The sequence below is a fragment of the Pseudomonas putida genome (assembly GCF_001636055.1).
GTDB lineage: Bacteria > Pseudomonadota > Gammaproteobacteria > Pseudomonadales > Pseudomonadaceae > Aquipseudomonas > Aquipseudomonas machongensis.
This window is the reverse complement of record NZ_CP011789.1, coordinates 2533653-2559331: the sequence shown is the minus strand read 5'-3', so window position 1 is coordinate 2559331 and position 25679 is coordinate 2533653. Positions and strand designations below refer to the sequence as shown.

General features: G+C 64.3%; 21 protein-coding genes and 1 tRNA gene. 8 read left to right on the top strand and 14 right to left on the bottom strand.

The window, feature by feature from the left end:
• Positions 1–3 precede the first annotated feature (3 nt).
• A complete protein-coding gene (locus AB688_RS11595; protein ID WP_063544169.1) occupies positions 4–2391 on the top strand; it encodes a response regulator in 2388 nt (795 codons plus the stop codon).
• 98 nt (positions 2392–2489) lie between these two features.
• Here the strand turns inward: AB688_RS11595 and AB688_RS11590 are convergent.
• A tRNA-Gln gene (locus AB688_RS11590) sits at positions 2490–2564 on the bottom strand.
• A 291-nt stretch (positions 2565–2855) separates the two neighbouring features.
• On the opposite strand from AB688_RS11590, the gene AB688_RS11585 reads away from it, so the two are divergent.
• Positions 2856–3098, top strand: coding sequence for a hypothetical protein (locus AB688_RS11585; protein WP_063544167.1), 243 nt, complete (start codon positions 2856–2858; stop codon positions 3096–3098).
• 107 nt (positions 3099–3205) lie between these two features.
• A complete protein-coding gene (gene zapE, locus AB688_RS11580; protein ID WP_063546697.1) occupies positions 3206–4282 on the top strand; it encodes a cell division protein ZapE in 1077 nt (358 codons plus the stop codon).
• A 30-nt stretch (positions 4283–4312) separates the two neighbouring features.
• Here zapE and AB688_RS11575 read toward each other — a convergent pair whose 3' ends face one another.
• Positions 4313–6202, bottom strand: a complete 1890-nt coding sequence (locus tag AB688_RS11575) for a propionyl-CoA synthetase (RefSeq protein ID WP_063544165.1) — start codon at positions 6200–6202, stop codon at positions 4313–4315.
• 160 nt (positions 6203–6362) lie between these two features.
• Between AB688_RS11575 and AB688_RS11570 the strand changes: the two genes are divergently transcribed.
• Together AB688_RS11570 and AB688_RS11565 are read left to right on the top strand one after the other, a co-directional pair.
• The gene (locus AB688_RS11570) at positions 6363–7655 is read left to right on the top strand and encodes a leucine-rich repeat-containing protein kinase family protein (protein WP_063544163.1); all 1293 of its coding nucleotides are present in this window, start codon (positions 6363–6365) and stop codon (positions 7653–7655) included.
• Between the two features lie 84 nt (positions 7656–7739).
• Positions 7740–8606 carry a LysR family transcriptional regulator gene (locus AB688_RS11565; protein WP_054894721.1) on the top strand — a complete coding sequence of 289 codons (867 nt, stop codon included), beginning with the start codon at positions 7740–7742 and terminating at the stop codon, positions 8604–8606.
• Here AB688_RS11565 and AB688_RS11560 read toward each other — a convergent pair.
• The 5 genes from AB688_RS11560 to AB688_RS11540 all read right to left on the bottom strand — a co-directional run bounded on the left by AB688_RS11560 (position 8580) and on the right by AB688_RS11540 (position 12586).
• Complete coding sequence (locus tag AB688_RS11560) at positions 8580–9737, bottom strand: HPP family protein (RefSeq protein WP_063544161.1); 1158 nt, start codon at positions 9735–9737, stop codon at positions 8580–8582. The two genes, AB688_RS11565 and AB688_RS11560, sit on opposite strands and share 27 nt — an antisense overlap.
• Positions 9738–9975: 238 nt before the next feature.
• Positions 9976–11295 (bottom strand): sensor histidine kinase, encoded by a 1320-nt coding sequence (locus AB688_RS11555; RefSeq protein WP_063544159.1) that lies wholly within the window; start codon positions 11293–11295, stop codon positions 9976–9978.
• Positions 11292–11963, bottom strand: a complete 672-nt coding sequence (locus AB688_RS11550; RefSeq protein ID WP_054894718.1) for a response regulator transcription factor — start codon at positions 11961–11963, stop codon at positions 11292–11294. Before AB688_RS11550 ends, AB688_RS11555 begins: the two co-directional genes overlap by 4 nt.
• Entirely contained in the window at positions 11964–12278 is a 315-nt protein-coding gene (locus AB688_RS11545) for a PepSY domain-containing protein (protein ID WP_054894717.1), read from the bottom strand.
• A complete protein-coding gene (locus AB688_RS11540) occupies positions 12278–12586 on the bottom strand; it encodes a PepSY domain-containing protein (protein ID WP_054894716.1) in 309 nt (102 codons plus the stop codon). The genes AB688_RS11545 and AB688_RS11540 overlap by 1 nt, the downstream gene beginning before the upstream one ends.
• Positions 12587–12753: 167 nt before the next feature.
• On the opposite strand from AB688_RS11540, the gene AB688_RS11535 reads away from it, so the two are divergent.
• On the top strand, positions 12754–13833 hold the full coding sequence (locus tag AB688_RS11535) for a patatin-like phospholipase family protein (protein ID WP_063544157.1): 1080 nt from the start codon (positions 12754–12756) through the stop codon (positions 13831–13833).
• Between the two features lie 53 nt (positions 13834–13886).
• On the top strand, positions 13887–14243 hold the full coding sequence (gene queD / locus AB688_RS11530) for a 6-carboxytetrahydropterin synthase QueD (RefSeq protein ID WP_028634508.1): 357 nt from the start codon (positions 13887–13889) through the stop codon (positions 14241–14243).
• A gap of 11 nt (positions 14244–14254) precedes the next feature.
• On the opposite strand, the gene AB688_RS11525 is transcribed toward queD, so the two are convergent.
• Together AB688_RS11525 and AB688_RS11520 are read right to left on the bottom strand one after the other, a co-directional pair.
• Positions 14255–15007: a hypothetical protein gene (locus tag AB688_RS11525; RefSeq protein ID WP_063544155.1), complete on the bottom strand. Its 753-nt coding sequence runs from the start codon at positions 15005–15007 to the stop codon at positions 14255–14257.
• A 68-nt stretch (positions 15008–15075) separates the two neighbouring features.
• The gene (locus AB688_RS11520) at positions 15076–15543 is read right to left on the bottom strand and encodes a DUF1289 domain-containing protein (RefSeq protein ID WP_063544153.1); all 468 of its coding nucleotides are present in this window, start codon (positions 15541–15543) and stop codon (positions 15076–15078) included.
• 407 nt (positions 15544–15950) lie between these two features.
• Here AB688_RS11520 and acnB point away from each other — a divergent pair, with 407 nt between their 5' ends.
• Positions 15951–18560 carry a bifunctional aconitate hydratase 2/2-methylisocitrate dehydratase gene (acnB, locus tag AB688_RS11515; RefSeq protein ID WP_063544151.1) on the top strand — a complete coding sequence of 870 codons (2610 nt, stop codon included), beginning with the start codon at positions 15951–15953 and terminating at the stop codon, positions 18558–18560.
• 105 nt (positions 18561–18665) lie between these two features.
• On the opposite strand, the gene prpF is transcribed toward acnB, so the two are convergent.
• The 5 genes from prpF to AB688_RS11490 all read right to left on the bottom strand — a co-directional run bounded on the left by prpF (position 18666) and on the right by AB688_RS11490 (position 25640).
• Entirely contained in the window at positions 18666–19859 is a 1194-nt protein-coding gene (prpF, locus tag AB688_RS11510) for a 2-methylaconitate cis-trans isomerase PrpF (protein ID WP_063544149.1), read from the bottom strand.
• A 145-nt stretch (positions 19860–20004) separates the two neighbouring features.
• Complete coding sequence (gene acnD / locus AB688_RS11505; protein WP_063544147.1) at positions 20005–22593, bottom strand: Fe/S-dependent 2-methylisocitrate dehydratase AcnD; 2589 nt, start codon at positions 22591–22593, stop codon at positions 20005–20007.
• Between the two features lie 157 nt (positions 22594–22750).
• Complete coding sequence (prpC, locus tag AB688_RS11500; protein ID WP_063544145.1) at positions 22751–23878, bottom strand: bifunctional 2-methylcitrate synthase/citrate synthase; 1128 nt, start codon at positions 23876–23878, stop codon at positions 22751–22753.
• Between the two features lie 158 nt (positions 23879–24036).
• Positions 24037–24927, bottom strand: coding sequence for a methylisocitrate lyase (prpB, locus tag AB688_RS11495; protein ID WP_054895453.1), 891 nt, complete (start codon positions 24925–24927; stop codon positions 24037–24039).
• A complete protein-coding gene (locus AB688_RS11490; protein WP_054895452.1) occupies positions 24924–25640 on the bottom strand; it encodes a GntR family transcriptional regulator in 717 nt (238 codons plus the stop codon). The genes prpB and AB688_RS11490 overlap by 4 nt, the downstream gene beginning before the upstream one ends.
• Positions 25641–25679: the final 39 nt, after the last annotated feature.

The window sequence follows — 25679 nt, the reverse complement described above, 5'->3', positions numbered from 1 at the left end:
ACGATGCAAGCCACTTCGCTGAAACTGCTGATGGTCGAAGACAGTTCGATGGATGCCGAGCTGAGCCTGTTGCGCCTGGAGCGCAGTGGTTTTCAGGTCCAGTCGGACCTGGTGTTCGACCATGCCGGGGTGGAGCACGCGCTGCTTGAGGGCAGCTACGACCTGATTCTCTGCGACTGCGTCCTGCCCGGTTCCTCCGGCACCGATGTGCTGGCCATCGCCCAGCGCCTGGCACCGGACGTGCCCTTCATCTTCCTGTCCGGCATCTACGGTGAAGAGCACGCGGTGGAGATGATCCGCCTGGGCGCCACCGACTATGTACTGAAGAAAAACCTGCCGCTGCTGCCCAAGGCCGTGCGCCGAGCCCTGACCGAGGTGCAGGAGCGCCAGCGGCGGCGCCGTGCCGAGGAAGCGCTGGCCGATGTCGAGGCACGTGCGCGCATTGCCATCGACGCCGCCGGCATGGGCACCTGGGACTACCGCCCGCAGGAAGACCTGCTGCTGTGGGACAACCGTTGCAAGGCCCTGTTCGGTCTGCCAGCCGACGCGGAGATGAGTCTGGAGGTGTTCTACGCCGGCATTCACCCCGAAGATCGGCCCCATGTCAGCCAAGCCGTGGAACTGGCGATGCAGCCAGACAGCGACGGCCACTACCGCGCCGAATTCCGCATCGCCGCTCCCGGCAACCTGGAACCGCACTGGCTGCTGTCCACCGGGCAGGCACAGTTTGTCGATGGCCGCTGCGTGCGTTTTTCCGGTGTGCTGCAGGACATCCACCAGCAACGCCTGGCCACCCAGGCGCTCAAGCAGCTCAATGAAATGCTCGGCGAACGGGTCGAGCGCCGCACCCGCGAGCGCGACCGTGCCTGGGAGCTGTCGCAGGACCTGCTCGCGGTGCTGAACAAGGACCTGACGCCAGTGGCACTGAACCCGGCATGGGAGGCGGTACTGGGCATCAGCCGCGAACGCCTGAGCCAGACGTCGCTGCTGCACCTGTTGCCCGAAGCCGAGCAGGAGGCCTTTCTCGAAGAGCTGGCCGCCCTCGCCCATGGCCGCACCAGCGCCCGTTTCATCGGCCGTATCCAGCATGCCGGCGGGCAGCAGCGCTGGCTGTCCTGGGTGGTGGTGCCGGAAGACACGCTGTTGTACGTGGTCGCCCGTGACATCAGCAGCGAGCGCGAATCGGCGCTGGGGTTGGCCGAGGCCAACCGCCGACTGCGTGACCAGATCATCGAGCGCGAGCGCATCGAAGCGGCCCTGCAGCAGATGCAACGCCTGGAAGCGGTGGGCCAACTCACTGCGGGCGTGGCCCATGACTTCAATAACCTGTTGACCGTGATCCTCACCGGCACCAGCTTCGTCGAGCGCGACCTCGACAAAGGCGACCTGGCCAAGGCGCGCAGTCGCCTGAAGCATGTGCGCGAAGCCGGCGAGCGCGGGGCCAAGCTTACCTCGCAGTTACTGGCCTTCTCGCGCCGCCAGCGCCTGGAACCCGTGCCGCTGCACCTCAACCACACCCTGGCCGGCCTCGAGGAACTGCTGCGGCGCACCCTGGGCGGCAATATCTCGGTGCGCCTGGATCTGGACAGCAGCCTGTGGCAGGCCCTGACCGACCCGACCCAGACCGAGATGATCATCCTCAACCTGGCGATCAACGCCCGCGACGCCATGCCAACCGGCGGCCAGTTGACCCTCTCGACCCGCAACATACGCATCGAGGCCCTCGCCCAGCGCCCGGAAGACCCCGAGCCTGGCGAGTACGTGATGCTGTCGATCCGCGACACCGGTTGCGGCATGAGCGAAGAGGTGGTGGCCAGGGTCTTCGAACCGTTCTTCACCACCAAGGATATCGGCAAGGGCTCGGGCCTGGGCCTGGCTCAGGTGTTCGGCTTCGCCAAGCAGTCAGGGGGCGGCGTACACATCGACACAGCGCCCGGGCTCGGTACGAAGGTCAGCGTCTACCTGCCGGCGGTCAAGCACGTCGATCTTGAGGAGCCGCAGACGCTCGCAGTGCCGCAAGGTACATCGCTCAACGGTCACGACCGAGTGGTGCTGCTGGTGGATGACGATCACCTGGTCCGCGACATGATCGGTGATGTGCTGCGCCTGCACGGCTACCAGGTACGCCAGGCCCACAGTGGCGAGCAGGCCTTGGCCTTGCTCGACGAACGCATCGATCTGCTGCTCACCGACTTCGCCATGCCCGAGTTCAACGGCGCCCAGTTGGCCCATGCTGCACGCGAGCGCTACCCTCGCCTGCCCGTGGTGTTTCTCACTGGCTACGCCGAACTGGAAGGGCTGGAGTTGCCCGGCAGCCTGGTCATGCAGAAGCCCGTGCAAGCCGAAGACCTGACCCGGGCACTGAACGATTTGCTGGGGGGAGCGGAATAAGCCAGGATGGCGCGCCATGCGCGCGCCACCTGACGAGCAGACACAAAAAATCGCCAGGCTGACTTGCAGGCTGGACGCTTGAGAATGCTTGGAAATAATGGCAGGGGCGGCTGGATTCGAACCAACGCATGGCAGGATCAAAACCTGCTGCCTTACCGCTTGGCGACGCCCCTGTATCGAATTCGCTGACAGCTACGTGTGTTGCTGTGCTGGAATGGGCCGCACTTTACCAACATTCTTTTCGGCTGGGAACCCCCGAGTTGAAAAAAATTGCCGGAAAACAGCAAGTTAGTGTCCTCTACTCTAAGGTGATCCAACCACACCCGTTGCCTTGGGCGCCACTCGCCCTTGAAAGGGTTGGCACAGGCAACCGTCTGTCGGTTTTTTTCCGCCTCGCTTCAACGCATGCGCCTTTACCCATTCCAAGCAAGTAACCACCGCTTGCGCATCACAAGGAGGGCGCCATGCCAGTTTCACACGACCTGTATCAGGACCTGCACTACCCACGCGAAATCGTTCAACAGCGACGTCAGCAGGACAAGACACTGGATCGCCTGCTGGACGACTACGTGGACCTCGACAACCAGGTGCTGGCTGCCGAGTCGATTTCAGCGGGCAACTTTGTGGACGAAGACCTGCGCCACCTCAAGGAAAAGCGCCTGGCCGTCAAGTTCATGATCGAACGGCAGCTGGAGCGCAAGGCCTGATCGGCGACCTATCGCGCCATGCGATCACTGTGGCGCACATTCTCGACTGGTCAAACGACGCAGGCTCGCGCAAGCTGCGTCTGCCCTCGTCATTCGGAGCCGTCGCCTTGTCCGCCTGGATTCAAAACCCCCTGCGCCACCTCGGCCAGCGCCTGCGTACCTGCCCCCCAATCGACACTACGCTGCTGACGCACTTCCAGGGCAAGGCCCACGAACGCGGCTATACCCTGAGCGAAGGCCAACACCGGGTGATCGAGGCCATGGCCACGCAACTGGCCGCCCTCGAACAGGGCCAGGCACGCAGCCTGTACCTGCATGGCTCGGTCGGCCGAGGCAAGAGCTGGCTGCTCGACGGGTTCTTCCAGGCCGTGCCGACCACAGCGAAACGCCGCCTGCACTTTCATGATTTCTTCGCCCGCCTGCACGAAGGCATGCACCGCCACCGCGCCCTGGACGATGCGCTGGGGGCCACCCTGGATGCGTTGCTCGGCGATTGCCAGGTGCTGTGCTTCGACGAATTCCACGTCCACGACATTGGCGATGCAATGCTGCTCACCCGCTTGTTCGGTGCACTGTTCGAGCGGGGTGTGTTCTTGCTGGTAACGTCCAACTACGCCCCGGAAGGGCTGCTGCCCAACCCGCTGTATCACGAGCGCTTCCTGCCGGTGATACGCCTGATCAACAGCCGCATGCAGGTGCTGGAGGTTGGCGGCGACACCGATTTTCGCAGCCTGCCGGCCAACCGCGAGCAACAGCGCTTCACCCAGGGCCACTATGTCTGGCCAGCCGATGCCACGCAGCGCCAGATCCTTGCCGTGCCCGCCGCACAGGCACTCACGCTGGAGGTGAATCGCCGTCCGCTGCGCGCGCTGCACAGCCATGAACGACAGGTGATGTTCGCCTTCGACGACTTGTGCGAACAGCCCACCGCGGTCATCGACTACCTGGCCCTGGCCGAACGTTTCGACCACTGGATCATCGATGGCCTGGATGATCTGTCAACCTGTTCACTGGCGGCGCAGCAGCGCTTCGTCAACCTGATCGATGTGCTGTACGACCAGGACAAATCGCTGCTGGTGCTGGGCAAGCGCAGCCTGGAGCAAAGCCTGGGCGGGGCGATCAACGACCTGATGCGCACCCGCAGCCGGCTGGGGCAACTTCAGCAGATGGGGCCTGCGGCCTGATGGGCCGCGCCTGCCGGTGACACCGCGGCCTTATCCCGCCCGCGGCAGGTCCGCCAGCACACCCTCTATCTCAGGCAGTACCGCCGGGTCATCCAGCGTTGACGGCGCCACGTAGTCCACGCCATCGGCAATCTTGCGCAGCACCGCACGCAGGATCTTGCCCGAGCGTGTCTTGGGCAGGCGCTTGACCAGACGCACTCGATTGAAACAAGCCAGCGCCCCGATCTGCTCGCGCACCTTGGCCACCAGTTCGGCCTGCAACTGTTGTTCGGCAATGCCCTGCCCGTCCTTGAGCACCACCAGCGCCAGCGGTACCTGGCCCTTGATCTCGTCGTGCACGCCGATCACCGCGCACTCGGCCACCGCGGGATGCTGCGCCACCAGGTCCTCCATCTCGCCGGTGGACAGCCGATGCCCGGAGACGTTGATCACATCATCGGTGCGCCCCATGATGTAGACGAAGCCATCATCGTCCAGGTATCCGCCGTCACCGGTGTGGTAATAGCCCGGATAGCTGTGCAGGTAGGCTTGCAGGTAGCGTGGGTGGTCGCCCCAGAGCGTCTGGCTGCAACCTGGCGGCAACGGCAAGGCGATCACGATGGCGCCCTGCTGGTTCGGTCCCAAGGGGCGCCCCTCATCGTCCAGCACCTGGACGTGATAGCCCGGCACCGCGCGATTGCTCGATCCCGGGCGCGCAGCGCTGCCCTCGAGCCCCACGCACGGCGCGGTAACCGGCCAGCCGGTCTCGGTCTGCCACCAATGATCGTGCACAGGTTTGCCACTGACCCGCTCCAGCCACTGGTGCGTGCTGGAGTCGAGTTTCTCGCCGGCAAGGAACAACTGACGCAGCGAACCCAGGTCATGACGGCGGATCAGTTCGCCGTCCGGATCTTCCTTGCGGATCGCACGCATGGCGGTCGGTGCGCAGAACAGTGCATTGACCTTGTACTGCTCGACCACCCGCCAGTACGCCGAGGCATCCGGGGTGCGAATCGGCTTGCCTTCGTAGAACACCGTGGTGCAGCCGCTCATCAACGGCCCGTAGACGATCAGCGAATGGCCGACCACCCAGCCCACGTCGGAAATCCCCCACCACACATCGCCCGCCTGCATACCGTAGACGTGACGCATGGCGTAGCACAGCGCGACCGCATTGCCGCCATTCTCACGCACGATGCCCTTGGGTTTTCCGGTGGTGCCGGAGGTGTACATGATGTACAGCGGGTCGCCTGCGTCGAGCTCGACCGGCGCCACCGGCTCGGCATCGGCCACCGCCGCCTGCCAGTCCAGGTCGCGCCCAGGCTGCAGCTGCGCGCGGGCCTGGGGACGTTGCAGCACCAGCACATGCCCAGGCTGGTGCCGGGCCAGTTGCAGGGCGCGATCGACCAGCGGCTTGTATTCGATCACCCTGTCGAACTCCAGGCCACAGGACGCGGTGAGCAGCAGGGTCGGACGCGCATCGTCGATACGCAGGGCCAATTCGTTGGCGGCAAAACCGCCGAACACCACCGAGTGCACCGCGCCGATCCGCGCGCAGGCCAGCATGGCCATGGCTGCCTGCGGCACCATGGGCATGTAGATGATCACGCCATCACCCTTGCCCACGCCGAGCGCGCGCAGCAGACCGGCAAGGCGCGCGACCTCGTCGCGCAGTTGAAGGTAGGTGAAGGTCAGCGCAGCGCCCGTCACAGGCGAGTCGTAGATCAGCGCCAACTGCTCACCGCGGCCTTGCTCGATCTGATGGTCCAGGGCCAGGTAGCTGCTGTTCAGGCGCCCGTCAGCAAACCAGCGGTGAGTGCCGTCCGGGTTGTCCTGCAGGGTGAGGGTGGGTTTGCGGTGCCAGGCGAGCTGCTCGGCCTGGGCTTGCCAGAAGCTGGCGGGATCGGTAATGGAATGCGCGTAGCTGTGCTGATAGGTCATTGGTTCGCAACCCGGTACTTGTTGTTATTGAAGGGCGAGCCTTGAGTATGGACCGGCATTGCACCCCTGCCATCGGACTTAAGTCGCAACCCTTGTGCAGATTTGCAATGGCCTGGCGCAGCTCTAGAATGGCGCCCTTTCCAAGCCATAGGCACGCACCATGCACAGCCTCGAAGACCTCAAAGCCGGCCGACTCCAAGGCATCACCCGCCTTGACCTGTGCGAAGGCCTGACCTGTTTCCCGCCAGAGATCTTCACACTCGCAGACACACTCGAGGTACTGAACCTGACCGGCAACGCCCTCTGCGCATTGCCCGACGACCTGCACCGACTGACCCGGCTGAAAGTGCTGTTCTGCTCGGAAAACCGCTTCACCCACCTGCCCCACGGCATCGGCCGGTGCACGCGCCTGGAAACCGTGGGCTTCAAGAGCAACCGCATCAGCCAGGTCGATGCGCAGGCGCTGCCAGCCAGCCTGCGCTCGCTGGTACTGACCGACAACCTGCTCGAAACCCTGCCGCAACAGATTGGCGAGTGCACCCACCTGCAGAAGCTGATGCTCGCAGGCAACCGCCTGACCGACCTGCCCGAGAGCCTCGCCCGTTGCGAACGCCTGGAACTGCTGCGCGTCGCCAGCAATCGCCTGACGGCCCTGCCCGACTGGCTGCTGCACATGCCGCGCCTGGCATGGCTGGCCTATGCCGACAACCCGCTGCCCCAGGCGCTGCGGGCGCCCACGGTAGAGACCGCCGCCCAGCCTATCGACTGGGCAGATCTCACACTGGGCGAAGAGCTCGGCCGTGGTGCTTCGGGCGTGATTCACCTGGCGCATTGGCGCGCACAGCAGGCACCGGTAGCGGTCAAGCTGCACAAGGGCGAGATCACCAGCGATGGCTCGCCCCTGGCAGAGATGAGCGCCTGCCTGGCAGCGGGCGACCACCCGCAACTGGTGCGGCTGCTCGGGCGCATCGACAACCATCCCCAGCGTCGCCCTGCGCTGGTGATGCAACTGATCGATCCGAGCTGGTTCAACCTTGCAGGCCCACCGAGCCTGGACAGTTGCACCCGCGATCGCTACCCCGCAGAGCGCCACTTCAGCCTGGACGCTGTGCAACACCTGCTGGCGGGTGTCGCTTCGGTGGCCGCGCACCTGCATGCACAGGGCCTGAACCATGGCGACCTGTATGCCCACAATATCCTCTGCGCAGCAGCCGGTGACTGCCTGCTCGGGGACTTCGGCGCGGCATCGTTCCACTCGCCGGCTGCAGGCGCGGCTGGCGAGGCCATCGAGCGCCTGGAGGTGCGCGCCTTCGGTATTCTCATCGACGAACTGCTGGACTGCTGCGAAGAAGACGACACCCGGCTACGCGCCCTGGCCGCGCACTGCCAGCAAGCGGATGTGCTGCGACGCCCAGCGTTCGCCGAGGTGATCGAGGCGCTGCGCAGCCATTGAGAGCACGGGGCCTTGGATCATTTACCTGCCCCAATCCGGTGCAAAGCCCCTAGAATGACGCACTGACCCACAGCCGAGCACCCAATGGACATCGATCAGGCCCGTACCTTTCTGGAAATCGTGCGCTGCGGCAGCCTGGTGGCCGCAGCCGAGCGCCTGTTCGTCTCACAGACTGCCATTTCGGCCCGAGTGCAGCGCCTGGAGCAACAACTCGGCTGTCAACTGTTCGTGCGCAGCCGCAACGGCGCCAGCTTGACCGGCGACGGCGAGGCCTTCGTCACCTACGCCAACCAACTGGTACACACCTGGGAAGCGGCACGCCGTGACCTGCCGCTGCCACAGGGCTGCCAGAAGGTCCTGCACCTGGGGGGCGAGGTGAGCCTGGGCAATCCGCTGATGCTCGATTGGGTCAGCGCACTGCATGGGGCCCTGCCCGACCATGCGATCCGCAGCGAAGTGAGCGACGGCGAAGCGTTGCTGCGCAAAGTGGAAATGGGCTTGCTGGATGCGGCGCTGGTCTATCAACCGACCTATGTCCCGGGGTTGCAAGTCGAACAGTTGATGGAAGAAAAGCTGATCCGCATCCGCCGCGTCGACCTGCCCGAGCCTTACATCTATGTCGACTGGGGCGAAGCCTTCCGACGCCAGCACGATGCGGCCCTGCCCCACTGCGCGCGGCCGGCGCTGAGCTTCAACCTCGGCCCCCTGGCGCTGCAGTTCATCCTCGACCAGGGCGGCAGCGGCTATTTCCGTACCCGTGTGGTGCAGGCCTATCTGGATAGCGGCGTGCTGGAGCGCGTGCCACAGGCGCCGGAGTTCACCTACCCGACGTTCCTGGTCTATGCCCGTGAACGTGACAGCGAGGCGCTGCAACAGGCGCTCGCGCTGCTGCGCCGTCAGGTGGCCGACGGCGCCAGCGACTGGTCACAACGCTGGGACCCGCTGGTCTGAGCGCTGCGTTGCAGCGTTGAGCAAATGACGTTTCAGGCCGGCGATAAGGTCGGTCTGGGTGATCACTCCAACCAGTCGCCCGTCGTCCAGCACCGGCAAGCAGTGCAATCCGTGCTCGCTGAGCAGCGGCAGGAGGCGCTCCAATGGATACTCGCTACCCACGCTGACCACTTGGCGGCTCATGACCTGCGCCATGCGTGTCGACGGGCGACGGAACAGGCCTCGCCAACTGAAGCGCCCCCGGGCCATCGCCGGGCCAACCAGGTCGCTGAGGCTGACGATACCGACCAAACGCCCGTGCTCCAGCACCGGAAGCGTCTTCAGGTGATGGCCGGCGAGCATCTTCCAGGCCTGTTCCAGGGTCGTGTTCGGCGAGGCGAACTGTACGTCGCGGGACATCACCGCGGCCGCCGTGATCCCGCCCAGGCTGCGCTGCAGGGCGTGCTGCTCGGTGGCCAGGATGATACGTTCGAGTTCATCGCGGGTGACATCGACGAACTCCCCCAGCTCCTCCAGCGCCAGATCCAGGTCTTCTGCGCTGATGCCGACGCGTGCACCGGGCAGTGGGTCATGGGTGTGATGCGGGTCTTTGCGCGGTACGGCGCCCTTGGGATAACGCACCCCGGTCAGGCGGTTGTAGAGCACCGCCACGGCCACCAGAATCAATGCGTTGAGCAGCACTGGCTCGAGCAAATGGTCGCCCATCGCCACCAGCCCTGGGTCAGCCAGCACCACGCTGGCCGCCACGCCGCCGCCCGGAGGGTGCAGGCAACGCAACCCGCACATCAGCAGCAGCGAGCCACCCAGGGCCGCTGCGGCCACCCAGAGCTCGCTGCCCAGGCCCTGGCGCATCGCCAATCCGAGGATCCCGGCCAGGGCATAGCTGCCGAGCACCGGCCAGGGCTGCGCCAGCGGGCCGGAATGCACGGCGAACACCAGTACCGCCGAGGCGGCCAACGGGCCAAGCAGGTGCAAGGCGACGGAGGGGCCGTACGCCATGCTGCACAGCCATCCGGCGAGGAACAGACCCAGCAGCGCGCCGACAGCGGCACGCAGCCACTCCCGCGGAGGAATATTCAAAGGCGCCGGTAACAGGCGCAGCAGACGGTTTTCAGAACGCGAGGCAGGCATCGAATCAAGCGCAATCGTATTGGAACAGTAAAAAGAAAGCCCAGCCGAGAGGGTCTGGGCCCTGCATTACCAAGGCAATGACAATGGGCTCCGTCCGTGGAGAGATGGAAACCGGAGGGTTTCGTGGCGGGGATTGTGCCGAACGCACCGTTTTGGGGCCAATTCAAAAAACTGCGCCTGGACTGCAATTTTTTTGCTGGATCGGCCCTTGATCGATCCTTCAAGGGCAAGAGGCGTGTCAGCGCCCCTTGCGTGGCAACTCGATGCTGACGCGCAGCCCTCCCAGCGGGCTCTCGAGCAAGGTGATCCGCCCTTCCCAGGCCTCGACGATGTCCCGCACGATGCCCAGCCCCAGGCCATGCCCGTCCACCTGCTCGTCGAGCCGCGAACCGCGCTCCAGTACCTGCTCCCGTGCCTCACCGGGAATTCCAGGCCCGTCGTCGTCGACCCAGAGCCGGTAACCCTCGGCAGTTGCCTCGATACCCAGGCGTACCTCGCTGTCAGCCCATTTGCAGGCGTTGTCCAGCAGGTTGCCCAGCAGCTCCAGCAGGTCCTCGCGGTCCCAGGGCAGCAACAACCCCGGTGGTACATCACGCGCCAGCAGCAGCCCCTCGCCATGGATCATGCCCAGCGTGGAGAGCAGGCCAGGCAGCTCCGCGTCGCAGTCGAACTGCGCGCCTGGCAAGGCATCGCCCGCCAGGCGTGCGCGGTTCAGTTCACGGGCCAGGCGCTGCTGGATCTGCTCCAGTTGTTCGCGCAGTTGCACCTGCACTTCAGGCAGATCGCGCAGGCGCTCGCTCGACGCCAGGCTCAGCAGCACCGCCAGAGGGGTCTTCAGGGCATGGCCGAGGTTACCCAGCGCGTTGCGTGAGCGACGCAGGCTGTCTTCGGTGTGCGCCAGCAGGTGGTTGACCTGGTCCACCAGCGGTTGCAGTTCACTGGGCACCTGGGCATCGAGTTGGGAGCGCTGCCCCTGTTGCAATTGGGCGATCTGCTGACGGGCGCGCTCCAGCGGACGTAACGAGCGGGTCACGGTGATGCGCTGCAGGACCAGGATCAACAGCAGCGCCAGCACACCCATGCCCAGGCCGATCTGCTGCAAGCGCCTGAACCCCTCGCGTACGGGTGAATAATCCTGAGCGACGCTGATCGAGATATCCTGACCCAGGCGCCGGTAATCTCCGCGATAGGCCAACAGTTGCTGGCCTTCCGGGCCTAGCTCATGGCCATCCTCCAGCCCCGGGCGCGCGAGCTTGGGCATGTCCAGGTCCCATAGCGAACGGGAGCGCCAGGTGCCCTGCTCGAAATCGATGCGAAAGTAATACCCTGAAAACGGCCGTTGATAGGCCGCCGAGATACGCCGCTCGTCCAGTTGCAGGCCGTTGGGGCCACGGACCAGCGCCACCAGCAGGTTCTCGCTCTCCTTGCGCAGCCCGGCTTCGAGATAGCGCTGCAACCCGGCCTCGAACAACCACAGGGTCACCTGCGCCACCGCCACGCCGACCACCACCAGCACGGCCACCAGGCCGAGGCTCAGGCGTGCCTGGATCGACTTCACCCGTTGCTGCTCCCGGCGTAGACATAGCCCTGGCCGCGACGGGTCTCGATCACGCTGCGCCCCAGCTTGCGCCGCAGGTGATTGACGTGCACCTCGAGCACGTTGGAGTCACGCTCGGTTTCCCCGTCGTAGAGATGCTCGGCCAAGTGGCTCTTGGACAGGACCTGCTGCGGGTGCAGCATGAAATAGCGCAGCAGGCGAAACTCGGCGGCGGTCAGTTGCACATCCACCCCCTCGCGCACGACGCACTGACGCCCTTCGTCCAGGTGCAGGCCCGCCGCCTCCAGGCGCGGCTGGTTGGCCAGGCCACGGGCACGGCGCAGCAGGGCCTGGATGCGCAGTTGCAGTTCTTCGGGGTGGAAGGGTTTGGTGAGGTAGTCGTCGGCCCCGGCCTTCAGCCCTTCGATGCGTTCGGCCCAGGAACCGCGAGCGGTGAGAATGAGCACGGGGATGGCCAGCGCAGCGGCACGCCACTGCGTCAGTACCTCCAACCCCGGCAGACCGGGCAGGCCGAGGTCGAGGATGATCAGGTCATAGGGCTCACTCTGCCCCTGGTAGACCGCGTCACGACCGTCGGCCAGCCAGTCCACGGCATAGCCCTGGCGTTGCAGGCTGGCGATCAATTCGTCGGCCAGAGGCACATTGTCCTCGACAAGCAACAGGCGCATTCAGTCGTCTTCCTCGTCCTTGATCAAAACGCCGGTACGGGCGTCGTACTTGATTTCACGCACCACACCGGCCGGGGTCAGCAGTTCGACCTCGTACTCGTAACGGCCGTGCTTCTCTTCCAGCTCGGCCTCCAGCAAACGCGCCCCGGGGTAGCGCCCCAGGGCTGCGTCGAGCAATTGCTCAAGCGGGAGGATGATGCCCTGCTGTCGCAGTTCCAGGGCTTCGTCCTGGTCCAGGTCGCGGGCGGTCGCCGGCGAGCAGGCGACCCATAATGCCAGTGCCAGACAGGGCACCGCTCGCGGCAGGGTGTTCATCAGTTGTCTCGTTCGTCCTTCAGCACTTCACCAGTCTTGGCGTCCAGGGCCACGTCCCATTCGACGTTCTGCGCATCGCGCAGTTCGACCTTGTAGACATAGCGGCCGTATTCGTCTTCGAGCTCGGAATCGGTCACGGTCGAGCCGGGATGCTTGGCCACGGCGGCGGCCTTGAGCTCATCCAGAGACTTGATGGTCTTGGCATTGACCAGTTTGACCACTTCGTCGGGCTGCACGTCCTTGGCGAAGGCGGCAGTGGCACCGAAGGTCAGGGCAGCGGCGGTGAACAGGGCAGTCAACGTTTTCATAGGGTCTCTCCATCGAGGTGCGTATGTTGTCTACGGGGTTAAGATTAACCACCGGTCCTTAACTCAACCTGAAAACAGCTGGCGACATGATAGCGCCGTTCGCAGCCTCCGAGCGCCCGTCGAACCCCATTTGCCTATAATGCGTCCTTGCCCTTCAAGAGACAGCCATGAGCGCCATCCATATCAAGTATCCCGCCCTGACCTTCAAGGCCGGCCGACGCGCCCTGGCGCAGATCCGCGAGCGCGGCCTGCGGGCTGTCGATGTCGGGGTGCTGCCGGGCGCGGCCGGCGGCCCCAAGCCGCTGGGTATTCAGGGTCTGGACCTGGCACTGTTCGGCCAGTTGCTGCCTTCGGCACCGCGGCAGCGCTCGCTGATCGGCGCCTCGATCGGCTCCTGGCGCTTTGCCAGCGCCTGCCTGGACGACCCCGTGGCCGGCCTGCGGCGCCTGGGCGAGCTGTATACCGAGCAGGATTTCGCCAAGGGGGTGACGCCCGCGCAGATCAGCCAGAGCTGCCAGCGCATGCTCGACGATCTGCTACAGGGCCGTGACGGCCAGATCCTGGCCAATCCGAACTATCGCCTGAATATCCTGGTGGTGAAGAGCCATGGCCAGCTTGCCCATGATCACCCCGCGCGGCTGGGCATGGGCCTGTCCTCGGTGATTGCCAGCAACCTGCTCGGGCGTTCGCGCCTGGCCCGTCACTTCGAACGCATCATCCTGCATGACGGCCGTAGCGCACCACCACTGGACGCATTGACCGACTTTCCCTCGCGCTGCCTGCCCCTGGACCTGGGCAACCTGCGACAGGCGCTGCTCGCGTCGGGCTCGATCCCGATGGTGATGGAGGGCGTGCGCGATATTCCCGGCGCTGGCAACGGCACCTACCGTGACGGCGGCCTGCTGGACTACCACCTCGACCTGCCCTATCGAGGCGACGACCTGGTGCTCTATCCGCACTTCACCGACAAGGTCGTGCCCGGCTGGTTCGACAAGGCCCTGCCCTGGCGTCGCGGCGATGCCACACGCCTGCACAATGTGCTGCTGATGACGCCATCGCCGCAGTACCTGGCCGCCCTGCCCTATGGCAAGCTGCCGGACCGCAACGACTTCAAGCGTTTCATGGGGGATGCGCCGACTCGCAAGCGCTATTGGTACAAGGCCATCGCCGAAAGCCAGCGCCTGGGCGACGAGCTGCTGGAACTGGTCGCCACCGGGCGGCTGCATGAACGGTTGCAAGCCTTGTAGCAAGCATGCTGGTAGACTGCGCGCATTCTTGATTCACACAGAGTTCTGCCAGCGTGGAAATTTTCAAAGAGTTCACCTTCGAGTCCGCTCACCGCCTGCCCCACGTCCCCGAAGGACACAAATGCGGTCGCCTGCACGGCCATTCGTTCAAGGTCGCCCTGCACCTGACTGGCCCGCTCGACCCGCACACCGGCTGGATCCGCGACTTCGCCGAGGTCAAGGCGATCTTCAAGCCGATCTACGATCGCCTCGACCACAACTACCTGAACGACATTCCCGGCCTGGAAAACCCGACCAGCGAAGTGATCGCCAAGTGGATCTGGGAACAGGTCAAGCCGCTACTGCCGGAACTATCGAAAGTGCGTATCCACGAGACCTGCACCAGTGGTTGCGAATACACCGGCGACTGACCACTCGGCCGTCAGGGCTGTGGGTTGGGATGAGGCGGAACGCCAGACTGACTGACAATCAGCGTAAAGCCGCCGCGCTTGCCGATCTGGTCATTGAGGTAGGCGATATTCTCCACCTGACGCCTGACCTGGCGTCCCTTCGGGCTGTAGAGCGTCAGGTTCGGCAACACATCGTTGTCACGCAATGCTGCGGGGTTCAGGCCCGGAATATGCCACAGGGGCGTTCGCTGTGCAGATGTAAGGGTGTATAGCGGAGTGGTCAACTGAATCGGTGGGTCAATAGGCAGCTCGAACGAAGCCCCGTTAGGGTCGTTGATCTGGACCCTGGCCGGCTCGTCCACGTTCACGCCCGCTGGCGAGTCGGCGCTATAGAACCCCAGGTAGCCGTTGCGACTGGTGTCGAGCCAGTAGTCGAGCTCGGGCCAGGCATGCGCGTTGCGCCCTTCGTAGGCGGGACGGATCTCGTACACATAGCCGTCGGCATGGCGGTAGACACCGAACCAGAAGCAGTCACTCACATAGCGTTTGTGTGCGTCCTTGCCGAACAAGCCTTCGAGCAGAAACGACTGGATCATCTCCTCGCCGTAGTCCCAACTGGTGATCAACCAGCCATCGTCTCCATTCCAGTCATCGAACTCGACCCAGAACGGCCGGAACATGTCACTGTCCTCTTTCCATTGGCCGACGGTAACAGGGCGATCATGAAGCTGCCATTGGCAACGCGCGTTGAAACTCAGCAGGGGTTGAAACTCGAGACTGGACATACGGCGCTCCTTGAAGTGAGGGAGCGTCAACGCTAAATAGTGCGAGCGCGGCGCAGCAGCCTGAAGCCTTACCCCAGCGACTGCTGCAGGAAAGCAGGCGCGATGTAGCGCTGGTAATGGGCCTCGGAAAGCAGGAAGAACTCCCGGTCGATGGCATCGCGCAACTGCGGCAGCTCCCATTCGCGGAACTCCGGCAGCAGGGCCATGCCGTAGGCTTCCAGGTCACGGATCACGCGGGCACCGCGGGCGATCAACTGGTAGGCCCAGCAGTATTCGGACTGGTGTGCAAGAAAGCGGATCGAGCGCTGTTCGAGCTGCTCGCGCAAACGGTCTTTGTCGAACACTTCAAGCTTGGCCATCATCACCTGCACCAGCAACTGCTCCAGGCGCAGCCAGACGGCACGCTTCTGCTCCTCGTCATAACCGTTCCAATTGATCACTTCATGGTGAAAGCGCTTGCAGCCACGGCAGACGGTGTCTCCGTAGACAGTTGAGCAAAGGCCGACGCAAGGGGTCTTGATGGACTGGTTGGACATGGAAAAACAACGGCTTGGCGGTGGAACACGGCGTCATGTTAGCCCTTTGTCTAACCGGGGTCACTCGTTAAAGTCATCGTCGGCAACTTACCTTCCGTGTTTTTTTGCCGTAGAATCATCCCGCCTTTTCAAGGCAACAATGTCCGTTGGAAGCTGTTTTCAAAGCGTCACGAGCACAGTTCATCCGGTAGAACGGTGTTGGCCCAGGCCATGCTCCCCGCATGGCCCGCGCCAACCCCTCATCAACGCTCCGTTCTACAGGCGTAAAACTTTGAAAGCAGCTTCTGTAAGGATTCACTGCGACCCTGGCTGGACGGCTCAAAAAGCCGTGATCCGCGCATGGGTGCAGGGAATGCTGGATGAGCGTCCCGGACTCCCTTTAGGGACCACTGATGAGGGTAATAACTGTGCTTGAAGCCTACCGCAAACACATCGAAGAGCGTGCCGCCCTGGGTATCGTGCCCCAGCCGCTGAACGCCGAACAAACTGCAGGCCTGGTCGAGCTGCTGAAAAACCCGCCGGCCGGCGAAGAAGCCTTCCTCGTAGACCTGATCACCAATCGCGTTCCGCCAGGAGTCGACGAAGCTGCCTACGTCAAGGCCGCGTTCCTCTCCGCTGTCGCCAAGGGCGAAGCCAAGTCGCCACTGATCGACCGCAAGCACGCCACCGAGCTGCTGGGCACCATGCAGGGTGGCTACAACATCGAGACGCTGGTCGCGCTGCTGGACGACGCCGAACTGGGCGCCGTCGCGGGCGAACAGCTCAAGCACACCCTGCTGATGTTCGACGCCTTCCACGACGTGGCCGAAAAAGCCAAGGCCGGCAACGTGCACGCCAAGGCCGTCCTGGAGTCCTGGGCTGCCGGCGAGTGGTTCACCTCGCGCCCAGCCATCGCCGACAAGTACACCCTGACCGTATTCAAGGTGCCAGGCGAAACCAACACCGATGACCTGTCCCCTGCCCCGGACGCCTGGTCGCGCCCTGACATCCCACTGCACGCCCTGGCCATGCTGAAGATGGCCCGCGACGGCATCGAGCCTTCGCAACCAGGTTCGGTCGGCCCACTGGCCCAGATCGAAGCAGTCAAGGCCAAGGGCTTCCCGGTTGCCTACGTCGGCGACGTGGTCGGTACCGGCTCCTCGCGTAAATCGGCCACCAACTCGGTGCTGTGGTTCTTCGGCGACGACATCCCGTACGTGCCGAACAAGCGCGCCGGTGGTTTCTGCTTCGGCACCAAGATCGCTCCGATCTTCTACAACACCATGGAAGACGCCGGCGCCCTGCCAATCGAATTCGACTGCACCAACCTGGCCATGGGCGATGTCATCGACGTCTACCCGTTCAAAGGTGAAGTCAAGCGTCACGACAGCGGCGAGCTGGTCACCACCTTCGAACTGAAAACCGAAGTGCTGCTGGACGAAGTCCGCGCTGGCGGCCGTATTCCATTGATCGTCGGCCGTGGCCTGACCGAAAAAGCCCGTGCCGAACTGGGCCTGGGGGCTTCGGACCTGTTCAAGAAGCCAGAACAGCCTGCCGACACCGGCAAGGGCTTCACCCTGGCGCAGAAGATGGTCGGTCGCGCCTGCGGCCTGCCGGAAGGCCAAGGCGTACGCCCGGGTGCCTACTGCGAACCGAAGATGACCACCGTCGGTTCCCAGGACACCACCGGCCCGATGACCCGTGACGAGCTGAAGGACCTGGCATGCCTGGGCTTCTCCGCCGACCTGGTCATGCAGTCGTTCTGCCACACCGCCGCCTACCCGAAACCGATCGACGTCAACACCCACCACACCCTGCCGGATTTCATCCGCACCCGTGGCGGCGTGTCCCTGCGTCCAGGCGACGGCATCATCCACAGCTGGCTGAACCGCATGCTGCTGCCTGACACCGTCGGCACCGGTGGCGACTCGCACACCCGCTTCCCGATCGGCATCTCGTTCCCGGCCGGTTCCGGCCTGGTCGCCTTCGCCGCTGCCACCGGCGTCATGCCGCTGGACATGCCGGAGTCGGTGCTGGTGCGCTTCAAGGGCAAGCTGCAACCGGGCATCACCCTGCGTGACCTGGTCCACGCCATCCCTTACTACGCCATCCAGAAGGGCCTGCTGACCGTCGAGAAGAAAGGCAAGAAGAACGCCTTCTCCGGCCGCATCCTGGAAATCGAAGGCCTGGACGAGCTGACCGTCGAGCAGGCGTTCGAGCTGTCCGACGCCTCCGCCGAGCGCTCGGCTGCCGGTTGCACCATCAAGCTGCCGGAAAAGGCCATCGCCGAGTACCTGCAGTCGAACATCACCCTGCTGCGCTGGATGATCAGCGAAGGCTACGGCGACGCTCGCACCATGGAGCGCCGTGCACAGGCGATGGAAGCCTGGCTGGCCAACCCTGAGCTGCTGTCGGCCGACGCCGATGCCGAATACGCCGAGATCATCGAAATCGACCTGGCCGACGTCAAGGAGCCTGTGCTCTGTGCGCCGAACGACCCGGACGACGCCCGCCTGCTGTCGCAGGTACAAGGCGAGAAGATCGACGAAGTGTTCATCGGTTCGTGCATGACCAACATCGGCCACTTCCGCGCTGCCGGCAAGCTGCTGGACAAGGTCAAGGGCGGTATCCCGACCCGTCTGTGGCTGGCGCCGCCCACCAAGATGGACGCCCACCAGCTGACCGAGGAAGGCTACTACGGCATCTACGGCAAGGCTGGCGCGCGCATGGAAATGCCAGGCTGCTCGCTGTGCATGGGTAACCAGGCACGTGTGCAGACCGGTTCGACCGTGGTCTCCACCTCGACCCGTAACTTCCCGAACCGTCTGGGCGATGCCACCAACGTCTACCTGGCGTCGGCGGAGCTGGCTGCAGTCGCGTCGATCCTCGGCAAGCTGCCGACCGTCGAAGAGTACCTGCAGTACGCCAAGGATATCGACAGCATGGCTGCCGACGTCTACCGCTACCTGAGCTTCGATCAGATCGCCGAGTTCCGTGAAGCGGCGGCCAACGCCAAGATCCCGGTGGTTCAGGCGTAAGCTGAGCAGTCGGTTGTAAATGAAAAGCCCCGGTAGAAATACCGGGGCTTTTTCGTGGCTCGGGCGATTGTGGAGTGAATTGAAGCCCTACCGCTGAACCCAGGGTCAGAAGGCGTCGCCAGGCACCCTCACCCACCCTTCCATCAAGACCCGCGCACTGCGGCTCATGATGGCCCTGGTCACCGTCCACTCACCCTCCGCCTTCCGCGCCTCGGCGCCCACCCGCAACGTCCCGGACGGGTGACCGAAACGCACCGCGCTACGCTCTCCTCCACCGGCCGCCAGGTTCACCAGAGTGCCGGGAATCGCCGCCGCCGTGCCAATGGCCACCGCCGCCGTCCCCATCATCGCGTGATGCAACTTGCCCATGGATAGCGCCCGCACCACCAGATCGATATCGCTCGCCGCCACAGCCTTGCCGCTGGAAGCGGTATACGACGTAGCAGGCGCGACGAAAGCGACCTTCGGCGTGTGCTGGCGGCCGGCGGCCTGGTCGATGTGTTCGATCAGGCCCATACGCACAGCGCCATGGGCGCGGATGGTCTCGAAACGCGCCAGCGCGGCGGCATCGCCATTGATCGCATCCTGAAGCTCGGTTCCGGTGTAACCGATGTCGGCGGCATTGACGAAGATGGTCGGGATACCCGCATTGATCAGGGTCGCCTTGAACGTGCCGACACCTGGCACCTCGAGGTCGTCAACCAGGTTGCCGGTAGGGAACATCGCCCCGCCGCCCTCGCCGTCTTCATCGGCTGCAGGGTCGAGGAACTCCAGTTGCACTTCGGCCGCCGGGAAGGTCACGCCATCGAGCTCGAAGTCGCCGGTTTCCTGCACCTCACCCTCGGTGATCGGTACATGAGCAATGATGGTCTTGCCGATATTGGCCTGCCAGATGCGCACGGTCGCCATGCCGTTGCGCGGGATGCGTGCCGGGTCCACCAGGCCACTGGCGATGGCGAACGAACCTACGGCCGCCGAGAGGTTGCCGCAGTTGCCACTCCAGTCGACGAACGCCTTGTCGATGGCGACCTGGCCGAACAGGTAGTCGACATCGTGATCGGCCTTGCTGCTTGGCGAAAGAATCACGGTCTTGCTGGTGCTGGAGGTCGCACCGCCCATGCCGTCGATCTGCTTGGCGTAGGGGTCGGGACTGCCGATCACTCGCAACAGCAAGGCATCGCGCGCAGGGCCTGGCACCTGGGCGCGCTCGGGAAGGTCTTGCAGGCGGAAGAACACGCCCTTGCTGGTGCCACCACGGATGTAGGTGGCGGGGATTTTCACTTGCGCTACAGATGCCATGAGCACTCATCCTTCAAGGCCCCACACCCCCCCTGTGGGAGCGGGCTTGCCCCGCGATGGCGTCAGAACAGACAGCGATATTGCTCCTGCTGACGCAATCGCGGGACTAGCCCGCTCCTACAGAGTAAAGGCAGGGTTCAGGTCATTAGGCCGTCGCTTCGAGGAAGTCCTGGGCAAAGCGCTGCAGCACCCCGCCCGCCTCGTAGATCGACACTTCTTCAGCGGTGTCCAGACGGCAGGTCACCGGCACTTCGACACGCTCGCCATCGCGGCGGGTCACCACCAGCGTCAGGGTTGCGCGCGGCGTGCGCGCACCGACCACATCGTAGGTCTCGCTGCCGTCCAGGCCCAGGGTCACGCGCGTTGTGCCCGGCTGGAACTCCAGCGGCAACACACCCATGCCGATCAGGTTGGTGCGATGGATGCGCTCGAAGCCTTCGGCGACAATCGCCTCGACGCCCGCCAGACGCACGCCCTTGGCCGCCCAGTCCCGCGACGAGCCCTGGCCGTAGTCAGCGCCGGCGACAATGATCAGCGGCTGCTTGCGCGCCATGTAGGTCTCGATCGCCTCCCACATGCGCGTCACCTTGCCCTCCGGCTCGATACGCGCCAGCGAGCCCTGCTTCACGCTGCCGTCTTCCTTGCGCACCATCTCGTTGAACAGCTTGGGGTTGGCGAAGGTCGCGCGCTGCGCGGTGAGGTGGTCGCCGCGGTGGGTGGCGTAGGAGTTGAAGTCCTCTTCCGGCAGGCCCATCTTCGCCAGGTACTCGCCCGCCGCGCTGTCGAGCATGATGGCGTTCGACGGCGACAGGTGGTCGGTGGTGATGTTGTCCGGCAGCACCGCCAGCGGACGCATGCCGCGCAGGGTGCGCTCACCGGCCAGGGCGCCTTCCCAGTAAGGGGGACGACGAATATAGGTGCTCATCGGGCGCCATTCGTACAACGGCGCAACCTTCGGCCCCTTGTCTTCCTCGATGGTGAACATCGGGATATACACCTGGCGGAACTGCTCGGGCTTGACCGAAGCACGCACAACGGCATCGATCTCTTCGTCGCTCGGCCAGATATCCTTCAGGCGGATTTCCTTGCCATCGACCACGCCCAGCACATCCTTCTCGATATCGAAGCGGATGGTGCCGGCGATGGCATAGGCCACCACCAGCGGCGGCGACGCCAGGAATGCCTGCTTGGCGTAGGGATGGATACGCCCGTCGAAGTTGCGGTTGCCCGAGAGCACTGCCGTGGCATAGAGATCACGGTCAATGATCTCCTGCTGGATCACCGGGTCCAGTGCGCCGGACATGCCGTTGCAGGTGGTGCAGGCGAAGGCGACGATACCGAAGCCCAACTGCTCGAGCTCCTGTTCCAGGCCGGCCTCTTTCAGATACAGCTGTACCGCCTTGGAGCCCGGCGCCAGCGAGGACTTGACCCAGGGTTTGCGCACCAGGCCGAGCCGGTTGGCGTTGCGCGCCAGCAGGCCGGCGGCGATGACATTGCGCGGGTTGCTGGTGTTGGTGCAACTGGTGATGGCGGCGATGATCACCGCACCATCGGGCATCTGCCCCGGCACTTCCTCCCAAGCCCCGGCAATGCCCTTTGCCGCCAGGTCGCTGGTAGCCACGCGGGCGTGCGGGTTGGACGGGCCGGCCATGTTGCGCACCACACTCGACAGGTCGAAGGTCAGCGTGCGCTCGTATTCAGCCTTGGCCAGGCTGTCGGCCCAAAGGCCGGCGACCTTGGCGTAGGTCTCGACCAGTTGCACCTGCTGGTCGTCACGACCGGTCAGGCGCAGGTAGTCGATGGTCTGCTGGTCGATGGCGAACATCGCCGCAGTGGCGCCGTATTCAGGCGCCATGTTGGAAATGGTGGCACGGTCGCCCAGGGTTAGCGCCCGGGCACCCTCACCATGGAATTCGAGGTAGGCGCCAACCACTTTCTGCTTGCGCAGGAACTCGGTCAGAGCCAGTACCAAGTCGGTAGCGGTGATGTTCGGCGCCAGTCGACCGGTCAGCTCGACGCCGACGATTTCCGGCAGGCGCATCCACGAAGCGCGACCGAGCATGACGTTCTCGGCCTCAAGGCCACCCACGCCGATGGCGATCACGCCCAGGGCGTCCACATGCGGCGTGTGACTGTCGGTGCCGACGCAAGTGTCCGGGTAGGCCACGCCGCGATCGCTGTGGATCACTGGCGACATCTTCTCCAGGTTGATCTGGTGCATGATGCCGTTGCCCGGCTGGATCACGTCGACGTTCTTGAACGCCTGCTTGGTCCAGTTGATGAAGTGGAAACGGTCTTCGTTGCGACGGTCTTCGATGGCGCGGTTCTTCTCGAATGCTTGCGGATCGAAACCGCCGCATTCCACGGCCAGCGAGTGGTCGACGATCAATTGCACCGGCACCACTGGATTGACCTGCGCTGGATCGCCACCCTTGTCGGCGATGGCATCGCGCAGGCCCGCCAGGTCGACCAGGGCGGTCTGGCCGAGAATGTCGTGGCACACCACGCGCGCCGGGAACCAGGGGAAGTCGAGGTCGCGCTTGCGCTCGATCAATTGTCCGAGCGAGGCGTCGAGGGTGGCCGGATCGCAGCGGCGTACCAGGTTTTCGGCGAGCACGCGGGAGGTATAGGGAAGGCCGTCGTAGGCGCCGGGCTTGATGGCCTCGACCGCCGCGCGGGTGTCGAAGTAGTCCAGGGCGGTGCCTGGCAGGTTCTTGCGGTATGCGGTGTTCATATCGTTATCAGGCTCGGTCACGGTTATCCAAGGGCCGCGGTCGCTCTTGTAGGAGCGGGCTTGTCCCGCGATGGCGTCAGTCGTGCCAATGATGCTGTCTGGTCTGACGCTATCGCGGGGCAAGCCCGCTCCTACAGGGCGCGCGGCGCGCCTTTTGTCAGCGCTTGTCGATCGGCACGAACTGGCGCTGCTCGACGCCGGTGTACTCGGCGCTCGGACGAATGATGCGGTTGTTGGCGCGCTGCTCGAACACGTGCGCCGCCCAGCCGGTCAGGCGCGAGCAGACGAAGATCGGGGTGAACAGCTTGGTCGGGATGCCCATGAAGTGGTACGCCGAGGCATGGTAGAAATCGGCGTTGGGGAACAAGCGCTTCTGCTCCCACATGGTCTTGTCGATGGCCTCGGATACCGGGTACAGGACCTTGTCGCCCACCTCGTCGGCCAACTGCTTCGACCAGCCCTTGATCACCTCGTTGCGCGGGTCGGACTCTTTGTAGATGGCGTGGCCGAAGCCCATGATCTTGTCCTTGCGCTCGAGCATGCGCAGCAGCTCGGCGGTCGCCTCCTGCGGACTCTGGAAGCGCTCGATCAGCTCCATCGCCGCCTCGTTGGCACCACCGTGCAACGGGCCGCGCAGCGAGCCGATGGCGGCCGTGACGCAGGAGTACAGGTCCGACAGGGTCGAGGCACAGACCCGCGCAGTGAAGGTCGAGGCGTTGAATTCGTGCTCGGCGTAAAGGATCAGCGAGACGTTCATCACCTTCACGTGCAGCTCGCTCGGCTTCTTGCCGTGCAGCAGGTGCAGGAAGTGGCCACCGAGGGTGTCCTCGTCGCTGCTGCAGTCGATGCGCACGCCGTGGTGGGTGAAGCGGTACCAGTAGCACATCACCGCCGGGAACAGTGCCAGCAGGCGATCGGTCTTGTCGCGCTGGGCCTCGAAGGTCAGCTCCGGCTCCAGGGTTCCGAGCACCGAGCAGCCTGTGCGCATCACGTCCATCGGATGGGCGTCGCGCGGGATGCGCTCGAGCACTTCCTTGAGCGCTTGCGGCAGGTCGCGCAGGCCCTTGAGCTTGTGTTTGTAGTCATCCAGCTCGGCCTTGTTTGGCAGCTCACCATAGAGCAGCAGGTAGGCGACTTCCTCGAACTCGGCACCAGCGGCCAGGTCGCGCACGTCGTAGCCACGATAGGTCAGGCCGGCACCGGCCTGGCCCACGGTCGACAGCGCGGTCTGCCCGGCCACCTGGCCACGCAGGCCGGCACCACTGAGTACTTTTGCTTCGGCCATGGTGTTTCTCCTTTCTTGAATTTGTTATGAAGTCTTTCTGGCTAATCTGCAGCGATCGCACCGGCCCCATCGCGGGACAAGCCCGCTCCCACAGAGGAGTGCCTGACCCTTGTGGGAGCGGGCTTGCCCCGCGATGGGGCCGATACCGCCGGCATGGCTTACCCTTTCTTCTGCGCAAACAGCGCATCGAGGCTCTGCTCGAACGCGTGATAACCAATGGCATCGTAGAGCTCCATGCGGGTCTGCATGGTGTCGATCACATTCTTCTGCGTACCGTCGCGGCGCAGGGCGGCGTAGACGTTCTCGGCAGCCTTGTTCATGGCGCGAAACGCCGACAGTGGGTACAGCACCAGCGATACATCGACCGACGCCAGCTCGTCGGTGGTGTACAGCGGCGTGGCACCGAACTCGGTGATATTGGCCAGGATCGGCGCCTTCACCCGGTCGGCGAAGGTCTTGTACATCTGCAGCTCGGTGATGGCTTCGGGGAAGATCATGTCGGCGCCGGCCTCGATGCACGCCTCGGCACGGTCCAATGCCGCATTCAAGCCTTCCACCGCCAGGGCGTCGGTACGTGCCATGATCACGAAGCTGTCGTCAGTGCGCGCATCCACCGCTGCCTTGATCCGGTCGACCATCTCCTGCTGCGAGACGATCTCCTTGTTCGGCCGATGACCACAGCGCTTGGCGCCGACCTGGTCCTCGATGTGAATGGCCGCGGCGCCGAACTTGCACATCGAGCGCACCGTGCGGGCGACGTTGAACGCCGAGGCACCAAAGCCGGTGTCGACATCCACCAGCAGCGGCAGGTCGCACACATCCGTGATCCGGCGAACATCGGTCAGCACGTCGTCCAGCCCGCTGATGCCCAGGTCCGGCAGCCCCAGGGAGCCGGCAGCAACCCCGCCACCGGACAGGTAGATGGCCTTGAACCCGGCGCGCTTGGCCAGCAGCGCATGGTTGGCGTTGATCGCTCCGACTACCTGCAGCGGATGCTCGGCGGCTACGGCGTCGCGAAAACGCTGACCGGGGGTGCTCTTCACAGTCATGACTCACCTCGTGGGCTGTTGTTGTGGGCGTCCTGGTAGTGACGCTCGATATTGCGCTTGGACGCACCGATATGGCGGCGCATCAGGAGTTCGGCCAGCTCGCCGTCACGGTCGGCGATGGCATCGAGTATGCGGTGGTGTTCGGCGAAAGCCTGGCGCGGACGGTTGGGGGTGGCCGAGAACTGGATGCGGTACATGCGCACCAGCTGGTACAGCTCGCCGCACAGCATCTTGACCAGGGTCTGGTTGCCGCTGCCCTGGATGATCCGATAGTGGAAGTCGAAATCGCCTTCCTGTTGGTAGTAGCCAAGCCCGGCCTGGAATGCCGCATCGCGCTCGTGGGTATCGAGCACCTGGCGCAGTTCGTCGATCTGGGCCACGCTCATGCGTTCAGCGGCGAGCCTGCAGGCCATGCCTTCGAGCGATTCGCGGATTTCGTACAGCTCGATCAGCTCAGCATGGTTGAGCGATACCACCCGTGCACCGACATGCGGCACACGCACCAGCAGGCGCTGGCCCTCCAGTCGATGAATGGCCTCGCGCAGCGGACCGCGGCTGATGCCGTAGGTGCGGGCCAGCTCCGGCTCGGAAATCTTGCTGCCCGGGGCGATATCCCCCTTCACGATGGCCGCCTGGATGCGCCGAAAGACATTCTCTGAAAGCGTTTCGGAATCATCTGCAACCGGTGCGAGGGCCTGGGGGGCTTCCAGCATGATTGTCGACACCTTGTAAGTTGATAGCGCCAAAACTAG

Excerpts from the sequence above, each read along its gene's own strand:
- AB688_RS11595 (WP_063544169.1), top strand. The coding sequence starts at position 4 with ATGCAAGCCACTTCGCTGAAACTGCTGATGGTCGAAGACAGTTCGATG.
- AB688_RS11585 (WP_063544167.1), top strand. The coding sequence starts at position 2,856 with ATGCCAGTTTCACACGACCTGTATCAGGACCTGCACTACCCACGCGAA.
- AB688_RS11575 (WP_063544165.1), bottom strand. The coding sequence starts at position 6,202 with ATGACCTATCAGCACAGCTACGCGCATTCCATTACCGATCCCGCCAGC.
- AB688_RS11570 (WP_063544163.1), top strand. The coding sequence starts at position 6,363 with ATGCACAGCCTCGAAGACCTCAAAGCCGGCCGACTCCAAGGCATCACC.
- AB688_RS11565 (WP_054894721.1), top strand. The coding sequence starts at position 7,740 with ATGGACATCGATCAGGCCCGTACCTTTCTGGAAATCGTGCGCTGCGGC.
- AB688_RS11560 (WP_063544161.1), bottom strand. The coding sequence starts at position 9,737 with ATGCCTGCCTCGCGTTCTGAAAACCGTCTGCTGCGCCTGTTACCGGCG.
- AB688_RS11550 (WP_054894718.1), bottom strand. The coding sequence starts at position 11,963 with ATGCGCCTGTTGCTTGTCGAGGACAATGTGCCTCTGGCCGACGAATTG.
- AB688_RS11545 (WP_054894717.1), bottom strand. The coding sequence starts at position 12,278 with ATGAACACCCTGCCGCGAGCGGTGCCCTGTCTGGCACTGGCATTATGG.
- AB688_RS11540 (WP_054894716.1), bottom strand. The coding sequence starts at position 12,586 with ATGAAAACGTTGACTGCCCTGTTCACCGCCGCTGCCCTGACCTTCGGT.
- AB688_RS11535 (WP_063544157.1), top strand. The coding sequence starts at position 12,754 with ATGAGCGCCATCCATATCAAGTATCCCGCCCTGACCTTCAAGGCCGGC.
- AB688_RS11525 (WP_063544155.1), bottom strand. The coding sequence starts at position 15,007 with ATGTCCAGTCTCGAGTTTCAACCCCTGCTGAGTTTCAACGCGCGTTGC.
- AB688_RS11520 (WP_063544153.1), bottom strand. The coding sequence starts at position 15,543 with ATGTCCAACCAGTCCATCAAGACCCCTTGCGTCGGCCTTTGCTCAACT.
- prpF (WP_063544149.1), bottom strand. The coding sequence starts at position 19,859 with ATGGCATCTGTAGCGCAAGTGAAAATCCCCGCCACCTACATCCGTGGT.
- acnD (WP_063544147.1), bottom strand. The coding sequence starts at position 22,593 with ATGAACACCGCATACCGCAAGAACCTGCCAGGCACCGCCCTGGACTAC.
- prpC (WP_063544145.1), bottom strand. The coding sequence starts at position 23,878 with ATGGCCGAAGCAAAAGTACTCAGTGGTGCCGGCCTGCGTGGCCAGGTG.
- prpB (WP_054895453.1), bottom strand. The coding sequence starts at position 24,927 with ATGACTGTGAAGAGCACCCCCGGTCAGCGTTTTCGCGACGCCGTAGCC.
- AB688_RS11490 (WP_054895452.1), bottom strand. The coding sequence starts at position 25,640 with ATGCTGGAAGCCCCCCAGGCCCTCGCACCGGTTGCAGATGATTCCGAA.